The 13,098-nt window shown below is 68.0% G+C and carries 10 protein-coding genes and 2 pseudogenes; 8 read left to right on the top strand and 4 right to left on the bottom strand.

The genetic code is table 11. The features are described from left to right. Positions 1–56: 56 nt before the first annotated feature. On the bottom strand, positions 57–485 hold the full coding sequence (locus tag OG878_RS38395) for a Fur family transcriptional regulator (protein WP_328891059.1): 429 nt from the start codon (positions 483–485) through the stop codon (positions 57–59). A 580-nt stretch (positions 486–1,065) separates the two neighbouring features. On the opposite strand from OG878_RS38395, the gene katG reads away from it, so the two are divergent. Next, on the top strand, positions 1,066–3,255 hold the full coding sequence (katG, locus tag OG878_RS38390) for a catalase/peroxidase HPI (protein WP_328891526.1): 2,190 nt from the start codon (positions 1,066–1,068) through the stop codon (positions 3,253–3,255). 409 nt (positions 3,256–3,664) lie between these two features. Here katG and OG878_RS38385 read toward each other — a convergent pair whose 3' ends face one another. Then, positions 3,665–5,947 carry an FUSC family protein gene (locus tag OG878_RS38385; protein ID WP_328891058.1) on the bottom strand — a complete coding sequence of 761 codons (2,283 nt, stop codon included), beginning with the start codon at positions 5,945–5,947 and terminating at the stop codon, positions 3,665–3,667. Positions 5,948–6,267: 320 nt separating this feature from the next. Here OG878_RS38385 and OG878_RS38380 point away from each other — a divergent pair, with 320 nt between their 5' ends. From OG878_RS38380 to OG878_RS38365, 5 genes and pseudogenes are all read left to right on the top strand, one after another. Then, on the top strand, positions 6,268–7,050 hold the full coding sequence (locus OG878_RS38380) for a DUF899 domain-containing protein (RefSeq protein ID WP_328891057.1): 783 nt from the start codon (positions 6,268–6,270) through the stop codon (positions 7,048–7,050). Positions 7,051–7,206: 156 nt separating this feature from the next. Next, a complete protein-coding gene (locus OG878_RS38375; protein ID WP_328891056.1) occupies positions 7,207–8,052 on the top strand; it encodes a class I SAM-dependent methyltransferase in 846 nt (281 codons plus the stop codon). Positions 8,053–8,061: 9 nt separating this feature from the next. Beyond that, the gene (locus OG878_RS38370; RefSeq protein WP_328891055.1) at positions 8,062–8,586 is read left to right on the top strand and encodes a hypothetical protein; all 525 of its coding nucleotides are present in this window, start codon (positions 8,062–8,064) and stop codon (positions 8,584–8,586) included. A gap of 169 nt (positions 8,587–8,755) precedes the next feature. Continuing rightward, positions 8,756–9,047 (top strand): annotated as a pseudogene (locus OG878_RS42460) (ATP-binding protein); the annotation flags it as partial. Positions 9,048–9,105: 58 nt separating this feature from the next. Next, complete coding sequence (locus OG878_RS38365) at positions 9,106–9,474, top strand: hypothetical protein (RefSeq protein ID WP_328891054.1); 369 nt, start codon at positions 9,106–9,108, stop codon at positions 9,472–9,474. Between the two features lie 305 nt (positions 9,475–9,779). Here the strand turns inward: OG878_RS38365 and OG878_RS38360 are convergent, their stop codons facing one another. Beyond that, positions 9,780–10,451: a hypothetical protein gene (locus tag OG878_RS38360; RefSeq protein WP_328891053.1), complete on the bottom strand. Its 672-nt coding sequence runs from the start codon at positions 10,449–10,451 to the stop codon at positions 9,780–9,782. Positions 10,452–10,994: 543 nt separating this feature from the next. Between OG878_RS38360 and OG878_RS38355 the strand changes: the two genes are divergently transcribed. Further along, the gene (locus OG878_RS38355) at positions 10,995–11,690 is read left to right on the top strand and encodes a type 1 glutamine amidotransferase domain-containing protein (RefSeq protein ID WP_328891052.1); all 696 of its coding nucleotides are present in this window, start codon (positions 10,995–10,997) and stop codon (positions 11,688–11,690) included. A 100-nt stretch (positions 11,691–11,790) separates the two neighbouring features. Next, positions 11,791–12,218 (top strand): annotated as a pseudogene (locus tag OG878_RS38350) (transposase); the annotation flags it as partial. A gap of 128 nt (positions 12,219–12,346) precedes the next feature. On the opposite strand, the gene OG878_RS38345 reads toward OG878_RS38350, so the two are convergent. Then, on the bottom strand, positions 12,347–12,916 hold the full coding sequence (locus tag OG878_RS38345; protein WP_328891051.1) for a GNAT family N-acetyltransferase: 570 nt from the start codon (positions 12,914–12,916) through the stop codon (positions 12,347–12,349). Positions 12,917–13,098 lie beyond the last annotated feature (182 nt).

The following is a 13,098-nucleotide window of genomic DNA, read 5'->3' as shown; positions in this document are numbered from 1 at the left end:
TTGCAGCGACGCCAATGGCGTCGAGCGCTTCACCTACGGTAATCCACCGACCGAGATCACCCTGCCGAGGAGCCGGGGGCGCAGGATGGGCACAGTCCGCGGTAGGTGACCTCGACCTCGGACACCGTGAAGCCGAACCGTTCCTCCGTCGGGAGGTCGGCCAGCGGACTGCCGGTCGGGTGGACATCGCGGATGGTGCCGCAGCCGGAGCACACCAGGTGCTGGTGCGGGCGGTGTGCGTTGGGGTCGTAGCGCTTGGCGCGGCCGTCGGTGGAGACTTCGATGACCTCACCGAGGGAGACCATCTCGCCCAGAGCGTTGTAGACCGTCGCCCGGGAGATCTCGGGCAGCCGCTGCGCCGCCCGGGCGTGCACCTCGTCGGCTGTGAGGTGCACGTGGTCGCCGTCGAGGACCTCCGCAACGACGCGCCGCTGGGAGGTCATCCGCCGGCCACATCCCCGTAGTCGTTCCAACAGGTCGCTCATATCGATTCACCTGTTCAGGCTCGGTGGATATCCGGAGTTTAGCGGTGACGCCCGTTTCCGAGGGGAAGCGGATCGGGCGAGCTTCGGGACCTGGACTCTTTCCACCGCACAAGCGGCGGCGCGGGCGCGCTGTCACGGGCCGGAAAGACGTGGGAGTTCCCGGGCAGGAACCCTGGTCAAAGATGCACAGCCCCATTAGGCGCCGCGCCAGCATATAATTATTCGTTCCGTTTCTCACGTAAACGGGTGATCATTATGCTCGGAAACAGGTAGCCCGTTCTCCCACCTATCGGAGGCCGGGAAAGTCGTCGACCATCGGGTCGGCTCGGCGGCCCCCAAGCGAATTTGAATGTGAGTGCTTGTTACGCGGGGTTGCTCCGCGTGTTCTCATAGCGATGCGGTCCGCGGTACGCAAACATACGGACGCCGACACCAGGCTCGATCATCGGCGTCGCATTTTCGGCCGACGGGCTCCACGGCGCGCTGGAGCACGGTCGCAGGGCTCGATACCAGCAGGGCAGGCAACGTCAAGAGCAGGCAGACAGCAGAAGGAAACACCGAGACAGGAAGAAGGACAGACGTGTCCGGCAGCGAATCCGAGAACCCGGTAATCCCCTCACCGGCCCCCAAGCCGACTCGCCCCAAGACGAACCGGGACTGGTGGCCGAATCAGCTGGACCTTCAGGTTCTCCACCAGCAATCGGCCGAGTCCAATCCGCTGGGCGAGAAGTTCGACTACGCGAAAGAGTTCACGACCCTCGACGTCGACGCGCTCAAGCAGGACGTCTTCGAGGTGATGACGACGTCGCAGGACTGGTGGCCTGCCGACTACGGCCACTACGGGCCGCTCTTCATCCGGATGAGCTGGCATGCGGCAGGTACATACCGCACCGCCGACGGCCGGGGCGGTGGAGGCTCCGGCGCGCAGCGCTTCGCCCCCCTCAACAGTTGGCCGGACAACGCGAGCCTCGACAAGGCGCGCCGTTTGCTCTGGCCGGTCAAGCAGAAGTACGGCCGGAAAATTTCCTGGGCCGACCTTCTGGTCTTTGCCGGCAACTGTGCCATCGAGTCGATGGGGCTCAAGACGTTCGGGTTCGGCTTCGGGCGAGAGGACATCTGGGAGCCCGAGGAGGTCTTCTGGGGACCCGAGGACACATGGCTCGGGGATGAGCGCTACAGCGGCGACAGGGAACTCACCGGTCCTTTCGGAGCCGTGCAGATGGGCCTGATCTACGTCAATCCGGAGGGGCCCAACGGCAACCCGGATCCCATTGCCGCCGCCAGGGACATTCGCGAGACGTTCGGGCGTATGGCGATGAATGATGAGGAGACGCTTGCGCTCATCATCGGCGGCCACACGTTCGGCAAGTGCCACGGTGCGGTCGATGCCCAGTACGTCGGCCCGGAACCCGAGGGCTGCCCTATCGAGCAGCAAGGTCTCGGCTGGCGGAACACGTACGGCAGCGGCAAGGGGGCCGACACGCTCACCAGTGGGCTTGAGGGCGCATGGACCACCGAACCGACGAAGTGGGACAACGGGTACCTGGACAATCTGTTCGGGTACGACTGGGAGCTGACGACGAGCCCCGCCGGTGCGCATCAGTGGACTCCCAAGGACGCCTCGGCGCAGGGAACCGTGCCTGACGCTCATGATCCGTCGCAGCGGCACGCCCCCATGATGCTGACGACGGACATCGCGCTGAAGGTGGATCCGATCTACGCGCCGATCGCGAAGCGTTTCCACGAGAATCCGGACCAGCTCGCGAAAGCGTTCGCCAAGGCGTGGTACAAGCTCTTGCACCGCGACATGGGACCCGTATCGCGCTACCTCGGCCCGTGGGTTCCCGAGCCGCAACTGTGGCAGGACCCCGTCCCCGAGGTCGACCATGAACTGGTCACGGACCAGGATGTCGCCGCCCTCAAGAGCAGGATCCTCGCCTCGGGGCTGTCCATCTCCCAACTGGTCGCCGCCGCTTGGGCGTCGGCGGCAAGCTTCCGTGGCACCGACAAGCGTGGCGGAGCCAACGGGGCGCGGATTCGGCTCGCGCCGCAACGGGACTGGGAGATCAACGACCAGCCCGAACTGGCCGAGGTGTTGCAAACCCTCGAGCAGCTCCGGCAGGACTTCAATGCCTCACAGTCCGGCGGAACGAAGGTCTCGCTCGCCGACATGATCGTGCTGGGCGGGTGCGCGGCCGTCGAACAGGCGGCGCGGAACGCCGGCCACGAGATCACAGTCCCGTTCGTGCCCGGACGCACGGACGCGTCGCAGGAACAGACCGACGTCGAGTCGTTCTCTGTGCTCGAACCGAGTGCGGACGGGTTCCGCAACTATCTGCGAGCGGGAGAGAAGTTGCCGGCGGAGACGCTTCTCCTGGACCGGGCCAACCTGTTGACTCTGACCGCACCGGAGATGACGGTTCTGATCGGCGGTATGCGGGCCCTGAACGCCAACGTCGGGCAGTCCCCCCATGGGGTCCTCACCGATCGGCCGGGAATGTTGACGAACGACTTCTTCGTCAACCTGCTCGACATGGGCACGGAATGGAAGACATCCACATCGACCGAGAACGTGTTCGAAGGCCGGGATCGTGCCACGGGCGAGGTCAAGTGGACTGCCACCCCCGTCGACCTCGTCTTCGGTTCGCACTCCCAGCTCCGAGCCGTCTCGGAGGTCTACGCGTGCGAGGACGCGAGGGAGAAGCTCGTGGATGACTTCGTGGCCGCGTGGGACAAGGTGATGAACCTCGACCGGTTCGACCTCGCCTGAGAACGAAGTCCGGGTCGGCCACTCCTCGGCCGACCCGGACAGGGCCCGATGACACGCACCGCATCACCCGGGCCGGGCCGCATATATTCGCGCCGACACAGCCACGGCGGAGGGCCTGCCTGCGCGGCCACTTCACCATCACCGCCCCACGCGACTGCCCCTGCGACCGCCGGTACTTGCATCTCGATACCGGCAACACCGTGGCTGACCCGGAGTGAAGTGGTCGCCGTGGCAGTCCTGTTCGCCGAAACGTGTGCAGTTGGCCAGGTGGCAGATCAAACGGGCTCGGCGTCTCGGCCTTGTCCCGCCCCGACACGAAGACCGGACGTCGGCCGGAAAGTGCAGTCGAAGGCGTCAAGGGTATCGGCCCGAGCCGGACAGAAGACGTCGGTTGCCTTGTCGAACGCCGTCACGACGTAGACGAACGGCGCTTCTCCACCCCGAGGGGGCGGGCCAGACCGATCAACCCTTCGTCCAGGCGCTGCAGATGCCGCAGCACACGGTCCGTGACACGGTCGTGCCGAGGCGAGCCGGGCTTGTCCGTCTCCAGCATGGAGGCCAGGCTCGCGCCCGTCTCCACCACGCCGTCGGTGTCGTCGTCCTCGACACGCGCGATGAGGACGTCGATGTTGTGGGCGATGCGCCGCCCTGCTCCCTTCAGGAGGGGGTCCGCGGCGACGCTCTTGCTGTTCGGGAGGAGTTCGGCCGTCGCCGCCAGCGAACGCGCGTGGTAGGCGCACGTCTCCAGCAGCGCCACGACATAGCGGGCGGTCTGGCGGCGGGTCCGCAGCGGGGTGATCGGGTGGGTCAGCGGCTGCGTGGAGGACCGCAGCTCCTCCAGTGCCGTATCGAGCTCCCGGGCCATGTCCAGCAGATCGAGCGCGGGCCCACCGCTCAGCTGCTCCACCGCGGCATCGGTGACGTCACCGAGCCGGGTCAGCACCGTGCCGAGGAGTTCGTCGGTACGGCGATCAGTGTGCACCGGCAGGATCACGGCCGCCGCGATCACGCCGCACGCGGCGCCGAGCGCCGTCTCCTCGATGCGCAGGACGAGCACCGCGGGGCTGTAGGTGTTGAGCAGGGTGTACAGCAGCCCCAGTGCCGCCGTGACGAAGAAGGACATCAGGGCGTACGACAGCGGGGCGGTGAAGAACATGGCGAAGACGAACAGCAGCACGAGTGCGAACGCCGTCCAGGTGTGGTGGCCCACCAGACCGGCCAGGCCGACACCGGCGACGACGCCGAGAACCGTGCCCACCAGCCGACGGTAGCCCTTGACCAGGATCTCCCCGGTGGACGCCGTGTTCAGGAAGACGACCCAGCAGGTCAGGACCGCCCAGTACCAGCGCTGACTGGAGAGGAACTCCCCGCCCACGATGGCCAGTGCCGAACCCACCGACACCTGGACCGCGGCACGGGTCGTGGGACGCTTCAGTCCCTTGCGGACGTCCTCGGCAGGCTCGGTCTTCTCGGCCTGCGCGATGGCGACGTCCTCGGCCTCCAGCTCCTCGCGGGAACGCGTCGTCTCAGGTGTGTCGTGGGATTCGTCCTGGGGTCCGTCGAGGGCCAGCCGCAGGCCCATGACGGCGCGCGCCGCCTCCCCGATGCCGCGGAAGACGTCCTGGACGGGGGCCGAGGCGCGCGGCAGATTCTCCTCGTCCCGGTAGCCGAGCAGCCGGTTGCGCAGGTGTGCGACCGCGGCGCCGCGATTGTTCGTGGCCGGGCGGGCGACGAGCAGGCGCAACGCGTTGAGATCACGGCGCAGCGTCGAGGTGATGTCGTCCTGTGTCCGCAGGTGGTTGCCGGGCGTCGGCGCGGGTGCGTGCGGCAGATGGAGTGTGAGGGTGTCGGCGCGCTCGGAGCTGCGCGCGGTGAGGATGAGTACGCCGAGCCGCTCGGCGGCGATCTCGGCGTCGGCGACTCGGCGCTGGACGAGCAGGGCGGTGGCGCTGTCGCTGGTGCCTTCCTCCAGCCGCCCCTGGATCATCATCGCGCTCTGGTGGAGGCGCGCGGTGTGCCGGCGTACGTCCTCCAGCGCCTTCTCGACGTGGTGCGGCCCGGCGTCGAGCAACTCGATTTGGGCGGACACCAATTGGGCGAGGCGGGCGCGAAAGGCCTCGCGCAGTCGCAGCAGAATGCGTTCGGGCGTCTCGACGACCAGGCCGAACCGCACGACCCCGCTGCACACGAACGCGACGACCAGCGTTCCGCACAGCCCCGGCAGCACGGAGACCGAGGCCCTGACGAACAGGGATACGAAGTAGATCTGAAACCCGATGAGTCCCAGGGCCGTGCCGCGATCACCGAACCGGCGGCTGTAGACCGCGGCGAAGATCAAGGCGAGGAAGACCAGGTCGCCCGCGACGACCTCGGTGCTCAACAACGCTCCCAGTGACATCGCCGCGAGCGCCACGGGCAGACCGAGCGCGAGCGTGATGGCCTGTTCGCGCCGCTGCTTCTCCTTGATGGCGAAGGTCGCGACCATGGCCGCGATGGCACCGGCCACCAGGTGGCTCACATCGGCCTTGAACACCGCCAGGACCGCGAGTGTGAGCGCGATGGCGCCGACTGTCCGCAGGCCGGCCATCAGCCGCAACAGTCCGGGGTCGGAGGCCGAGAACCGGTCCCAGATCCTCGTCCGACTCGCCCGTGTCACTGTCCTCACCCTGCCGCTTTCCCCGCTCGCCACCATAAAACGGAAGTTCCAGCATGGCACGTGTCAACCCTCGCCCCGGCCCCGCCGTCCCGCGGGAGCGATCAAGCGGCTGACCAGCACCGGGCCGGAGGTTGCGGGCAGGGCAAGGCGTGGATCAGCCGTGGCACGGTGCTGCGGCTGACGGAGACACCGACGACGCTCGCCATCCGTGAACTTGTGAGCCCGACGTGGTCGGTGCAGGATCGGCCGAGGGCGCCCCTGCCGCGATGAGTTTCGACCGGGTCGCAAGTCTGTTGTGGTGACCGTCGTAGAACGTCGTACGACGCTGCCCTGCACGAGACACCACGGAGGACACCATGACGACCACACCGAGTGATCCGACCACCGCGCTGCCGGGCCGCCCGCCCATCGTCGACCTGGCCACCTGGCAGACCGCCCGTGACGCGCTTCTGATCCGCGAGAAGGCCCACACCCGCGAGGGCGACACCCTCGCGGCGGCCCGCCGCCGGCTGCCGATGGTTGAGCTCGATGGGACGGCCGAGGTCGTCGGACCCGGCGGCCCGGTCCCGTTCCTGGACCTGTTCCAGGGCCGCGACGAGCTCGTGGTCTACAAGCACATGTGGTATGACGGCGCGCCGCACCAGGGGCAGTGCGAGGGCTGCACCACCACGGCCTGGCATCTGAAGGACGCCGTCTACCTCAACGCCCGCGGCGTATCGTTCGCCGTCCTGACCACGGGCCGTTGGGACGAGGTGGCCTCCTACGTCGAGTTCATGGGCTACACCCAGCCCTGGTACTCGGTGCGCGACGTGGACGCCCCGGTCGGCGGCCCCATGGGTTACCTCACCTGCTTCCTGCGCGACGGCGACCGCGTGTTCCTCGCCTACTCCACGACGGGCCGTGGCAACGAGCCGGTCAACGGGTCCCTCGCCCTGCTCGACATGACGCCCTACGGCCGCGGCGAGGCATGGGAGGTCAACCCCGAGGGCTGGCCCGAGGGGCACAGCGCGTGCTGGTTCTGGCGCTCGGACGCGGACGGTGACGCCACCTGGGGCCCGACCAGCCGCCCCGTGCCGCAGTGGGCCCGCCACGGCGCGACCCCCGTGGAGACCCTCGGCCGGCACGGCCACCACCACTGACGCGCCTTCGTCGACGGCGGCGGCAAGAGGTGTCAGATGCCGGGCGGAGCCTGCGAACGATGCGAACGGCCCCCGCGCGCAGTTCACTGACGTTCTCTCGCAGGCGGGGCGGCCGGCCCATCGCGCTGGGCAGAGGAGACCGTAGGGTTCTGCCCCGTGCAGCAACTTGAGATTTCCGACCTGATCACGGTGGTGGATCCAGACAACGGCCACCGGCTCCCGGTCCGGCGCGCCGAGGTGATCCGGCAGCTCCGCGCAAGCGGTGACGAGCACGCGGCGAGGATCGTCGCCGGGTTGCCCGCTGACCAGGAAGACATTCTCGACCCACACGCAGTGGACCGCCTCCTCGTCAGCGTGCACACCGAGCTCCAACGCCTCAGCGAGGAGCTCCGGATGGGCGAACGCCTGGTCCACGTGCTCGGCCCGCTCTTCACCGCGATCCGGGCAACGACTGGGCAGCCTGAGCCGTACCGCCTGGTCGACGTCGGTTGCGGTCTGGGCTACCTGGTCCGCTGGCTGGCGGCTACCAACGCCCTCGGCGCGGACGTCGAGCTGGTCGGGGTCGACCTCGACGCCACGCTGGTCGGCGAAGCGGACCGGCTCGCCCGCGCCGAGGGGCTCAACTGCCGCTTCATCCACGGAGATGCCTTCGCCCTGCCGAAGGCGGCGACCGTCTACGTCTCCACCGGTGTGCTGCACCATTTCCGTGGTCCCGCCCTGGCCAAGTTCTTCCAGGTCCAGGCCGCCTCGCCGGCGCATGCCTTCTGCCACTTCGACATCGCCGCGACCAGCCTCGCTCCCATCGGTTCCTGGATCTTCCACCGTGCCCGGATGCGCCACCCGCTCGGCCGCCACGACGGCGTCGTCTCCGCGCGGCGCGGCGAATCCGTTCTGCACCACGTTGCGCCCGGTCATCGGAGTGCGACCGCAGCTGGAGGCGCCGTTTCGCCTGGCCCTCGGACGGGCTGCGCGCCGACTGGTCGGCCCGGAGTACCTCGCTGAGGCCAACCGATGACGCCCGCCGTACCGCTCGTGCTCCTCGGTCTGGTCGACGCGGCGTTCAGCGGCTTTCGCGCATACGCCGGCCGCGACGCCCGCATCCGTAAACACCGGGCCATCGCCCGAGCCGCTCTGCGTGGGCTGGCCGTTGGGGCCACGTTGCTGCTCGCCCCCGTGCTGATTACCGCCCTCCTGCTGCTGACTGCACCGGACCGGACCCGGACCTACAACGTCCTGGCTGCCGGCGGTCTCGGCTACCTGCTCCCGCTTGCCGTCTACGCCACCGCCGTACTGCTCTCGCTCGCCGCGTACTTCGTCCTGCCGTTCCGCGTCAGCACCCTCGCGATGGTCATCGGCCTCGGCCCGCTGACCCTGCTGCGCCCGCTCGCCGTCGCCGCCGCCTGTCTTGGTGCGGTCCTCAACGGCGGCGGTGAGTCCGCCCTGCTGGTCGGTGTGATCGCAGGCGTCGCCGTGCTGTGCGTCGAACCCGCGGTGCACCGGCGCTGGTACCACCACGCGCTCGGAAAACCTGGCTGACATCGTCACGGTCGCTGCCGAGCGGCACGGCAAGGGCCGACAGCCGACGAAGGCGTGCAGGACACAGTCCTGCATCCGGCCCTCGTCATTCCTGCCCGTCCATACTCTGCCTCAGCGGTGCGGCCTGCGGCCTTCACAGGGGATTGCCGCACACGTCGTCGACGTCAGCCGCCCCGGCCTGCTGGTCCTCGACGACTTCGCGATGCGCCAGCTGACCCGCCACCCAGGCCGACGACCTCTACGAACTCGTCTCCGAACGGCAAGGCCGATCCCTGATCATCACCAGCAACCGAGCGCCCAGCGACTGGTATCCCCCTCTTCCCCAACCCCGTCGTCGCCGAATCCCTCCTCGACGGCTGAAGAACACCAGCCACCAGGTCATCATGAACGGCCCCAACTACCGCCCCAACAAGCGCCCGAGGAACCCCACCGGCAAGCCCGACAAACCCTTCACCGGATAGCGATCCGCGCACTTCCACCGCTCTCCATCTCGCCGCACACGAACCGAAGGAGGATCCAGTGCTTGAAGGCGTGCTCATCGCCGAGAGCCTGCGCGTCGGGGCCGAGCTGTCCGGCATCCCGCTGCAGGTCATCAAGATCGCGCGGATCGAGGTGGCCAACGCGGCACCCGAACAGCCCCGGCAGTGGACCCTGATGGACTTCACCGCCGACGAACGAGATGCCGAGAACCTGGCCGATCAGCTGGCCGCCTGCCTCGCACCGACCGGAGGTTGGTACGTCAACTACAACACCGCCTCCGAGGCATTCGTCGTCTTCCCCGAGAATGTCTTCCGCTACCCGCGCGGGGATGCGGACGGCCGCGAGAAGGCGAAGTCCCACGCACGATCGATCGGCATCCCCGAAGCACAGCTCGACTGGCAGGACTGAACCGTCGGGGCTCCTCGGTCACCCAGGAACCCCGACACCCAACCCAGTGCCTGGGGGATTACGTGAACTGATGCGCCCCTGCGTACCGCGCTGCCGTGGCTCCTCCGTGCCGTGCGTGCTGCGCAGCGGTGCCAGCTTGCCGAGGCACCGCTGTGCGTGTGCGTGTGCGTGTGCGTGTGCGCCGGGCGGATCAGGCTGTCCCGGCGCACAGCCTGTAGCAGAAGACTCTCCCCGGGCCCGTACGTGCGCCGGCGGTGACCGCCTTGGCCCCTCCCACGGCCGTCACCTCGGGTGCCCGCCGTGGGTCAGCGCTGCGGGGGGTACGGCTGAGGAGGCGTGTCCGCTCCTCCGGCGAAAGGATTGCCGTGCCCGGGAAGCTCTCCGCCCGGCAGGTACCACAGCCGGCCGCTCCGGTCGGTCACCGGCGTGAACCCGGCGGCCGCCAGTCGGCCGGCGTACTTGGCTTTGTAGCGCCGGCCAGAGACGTTCACGACGGGTATGAGGGACATCAGTACGACCCAGACGACGGAGGTGGTGTCCGCGCCGAGCCAGGCGACGACACTCACGACCATCACGGTGATGCCGGGACTCGCGATGATCAGCCGCTGCCTGTCGGAGTACTCGGTGGTGAGGTCGAACGTGGTGCGGGCCTTGAGGAGCTGGAACGCGTGGGGCACGAAGGGCTGCAACGCGCCCCCGCCAACGGCGTTAGGGTACTGCGCCCAGTTCTGCGCGGCCCGCTCGCGGGCCTGCGGGCGCGGGTCGGCCACGAGGGACATCACGTACCCGTCGGGCCGTACGTCGGCGTACTGGTACCCGAACTGCTCGGCGACAACGCCGAGTCCGGCGATCTTGTCTATGGACGACATGCCGCTGGTGACCTGAACGGGCTCTCCGGTCTCCATCTCACGCAGCATCTTGCGCACATCCGTGACAACGTCGGCAGCTTTCCACACCGGCGCGTCGACACGGAACACGGACGGCACCGGCTTGACGCGGCCTTGAAAGTCCCAGCCCGGCCCGGCCTCCCGCTCGGGCGACCCCAGTGCGGACGCCGGTCGGTGGCCGTGAACGGGAGGCCGTCGGCAGGAGCGGCGCCCAGGCGCTGCAAGCGCAGACCCGCCAATCGACCGCCCGACATGCCGCTGACCTCGACACCAGGAGAGAAGCGGTCCCCGAACGCCCCTGCCCGCAGTACCCGGCCTCGCTGGCCAAGCGCACGTTCCGACTGAGAATGGCCGTCATCGACAGCGAGACCGGGGCCGGCTGCGAGAGGGGTCCGAAACGGCACGTTCCGCAACTGCGAGAGGGCCCCGCACACCCTGCTGCGCGCACGCTCCCCCAGGCACTCGGCAGGATCACGTTTGCGTTCGCGCGACGACGTATGCGGCCCGTCGCGCACGCAAGCCGGGGGTGCCGGCGCCGAGCGGCCATCGCGTGCAGCGGGACGGCGTGCCTAACCTGGGAAGTGTTCGAATCTCTTCAAATGATCCAAAAGGGGATGAGGAGGCGATTGAGTGATGGCGAAGGTGCTTTTCATCGTGAGCGGGGCGACGTACTGGGTACTCAAGGACGGCACCAGGTATGCGACCGGTTACTGGGCCGAGGAGTTCGCGAACCCGTACAAGATACTGACGGACGCGGGTCATGAGGTCGTGGTGGCGACGCCGGGCGGAACCACGCCGAACGTCGACATGATGAGCCTGCGCCCTGCGATGGCGGGCGGTGAGCAGGGAGCCCTCGATCTGGAGGCCATCATCCGCGACGCCGAGGTGCTGCGGCGGCCGCTCAAGCTGTCGGACATCCGTCTGGAGGACTACGACGCGGTCTACCTGCCCGGCGGCCACGGACCGATGTCGGACCTGGCGTTCGACGCCGACGCAGGCCGGCTGCTGACCGCCCAGCTCGAATCGGGCAACCCTCTCTTCATCGTGTGCCACGCGCCCGCCGCAATGCTGGCCACCAGAATCCACGGCGTGTCTCCCTTCAAGGGCTACAAGGTCACCGGCTTCACCAACGAGGAGGAGGAAGCCGTCGGGCTGGCGTCCCGGGCGACGTGGCTGCTGGAGACGGACCTGAAGGAGAAAGTCGGCGTCCAGTACAGCCGCGGCCCGATCTGGGAGCCGTACATGGTCGAGGACCGCAACCTCGTCACCGGCCAGAACCCACGCTCCGCGGCCGTTCTCGGAAAGCGGATGCTGGAGATCCTCAAGTAAGGACTCGTCGCGACCGGACGGCTGCCTGAGCCGAAGGCCGGGCGGCACTTGGTGCCGGCTCTGTCTCTACTGTTTCGCACAGCAACCGCGAGACGAGCACCCGAAGTTTGCCCAGCCGGCCGCCAAGCGCGCACTCCAGGAGATCTGCAACGCCGAAGACAAGGAACACGCGACCAGGGGGGTCCGCGACTTGGAGCGGACCTACGGGGCGAAGTACCCCGAGGTGACCAAACGGAGCACGGACAACGGGACGAACTGCCGGCTCCTTCGACTTCCCGCCGAGCACCGGATCCACCTGCGGACCACCAACCCGGTCGAGTCGACCTACGCCACCGTGCGCCTACAGACCAAGGTCGCCGATGGCGCCGGCTCCCGCGCCGCGGGACTGGCCATGGCTTCACACCGCTCGAGTCCACACAGGCCCGCTGGAGGGCCGTGAACGCGCGCCACCTCGTCGCCCCCGTCCGCGCCGGAGCCCACTTCGAACGCGGCATCCTGGCCGAGCAGTCCGAAGCGAAGGCCGCGTGATGCCATCAAAAGGACGCGGATATTCCGTAGTTCATGTGCGTTCCCCGCGTCACGGTCGATGCATGGCCCTCGCAGACGAGGCCGCTCGGCAACTGGGCATCTCCTTTGTCCGCATCGGCGGAGCGATGTCAGCGCTCCTTGATCCAGACCATGCCCCGGCCTGACTCCGCTGGTGCTTCGATCCCGTCGTCCTCGACACGGTCGAGGCGGTATCCGAGACGCTCGGGGACGGCGGCGCTGCGGAGGTTGGCCTCGTCGCAATGGATTTCGACACGCTTCACGTGTGGCAGGCTGAGGAGAATGCGGGTCAGCGCGCGGGCTGACCTGGAAATGACGCCTCGTCCGATGTGGTCGACGTGGCACCAATAGCCGATCTCGACCCCGCCCGGCCCGAGCTGGTCATGGACTGCGGCCATTCCGAGAATTGCTCCACTGCGCAGATCGAAGATGCCGAAGTCGTAGCTTCCGTCGCTTGGCCAACGAAGAGCATGCTGGAAGCCCTCACGGTGCTCCTGTTCGGTCGGCGGTTCGGTCGCCCACTCCATCCACGGATGCAGGTGATGAAACGAAGCTGTGATCGCGCGATACCGATCGTCGAGATCATCAGGTTCCCAGCGGCGCAACACCAGGCCCTCGGCCTCGATCCGCACGGGCACGTCGCCTGGGCCGAGCGCGGGCTCCAGAGCATTCGGTTCCATGCTCGGAGCATCTCCAACGTGCCCGTGCAGCACAACGCAATTGTGCTCCGTAGCTGACGATGACCGGCCTCAGCAGCCCAAGGATCGATCAGTGGGTCGGCGCCTTCCCCGGCCCGCTCAGCTTACTGATCGTCAGCATGTTGATTTCGCCGGATGATGTAGGCGGATCATGCGGCCCTGGC

Source organism: Streptomyces sp. NBC_00316 (assembly GCF_036158715.1).
Lineage (GTDB): Bacteria > Actinomycetota > Actinomycetes > Streptomycetales > Streptomycetaceae > Streptomyces.
This window is presented reverse-complemented; position numbering and strand designations above follow the sequence as displayed.

Coding starts and splice junctions, on each gene's coding strand:
- OG878_RS38395 (WP_328891059.1), bottom strand. CDS start 485: ATGAGCGACCTGTTGGAACGACTACGGGGATGTGGCCGGCGGATGACC.
- OG878_RS38385 (WP_328891058.1), bottom strand. CDS start 5,947: ATGGTGGCGAGCGGGGAAAGCGGCAGGGTGAGGACAGTGACACGGGCG.
- OG878_RS38380 (WP_328891057.1), top strand. CDS start 6,268: ATGACGACCACACCGAGTGATCCGACCACCGCGCTGCCGGGCCGCCCG.
- OG878_RS38370 (WP_328891055.1), top strand. CDS start 8,062: ATGACGCCCGCCGTACCGCTCGTGCTCCTCGGTCTGGTCGACGCGGCG.
- OG878_RS38355 (WP_328891052.1), top strand. CDS start 10,995: ATGGCGAAGGTGCTTTTCATCGTGAGCGGGGCGACGTACTGGGTACTC.
- OG878_RS38345 (WP_328891051.1), bottom strand. CDS start 12,916: ATGGAACCGAATGCTCTGGAGCCCGCGCTCGGCCCAGGCGACGTGCCC.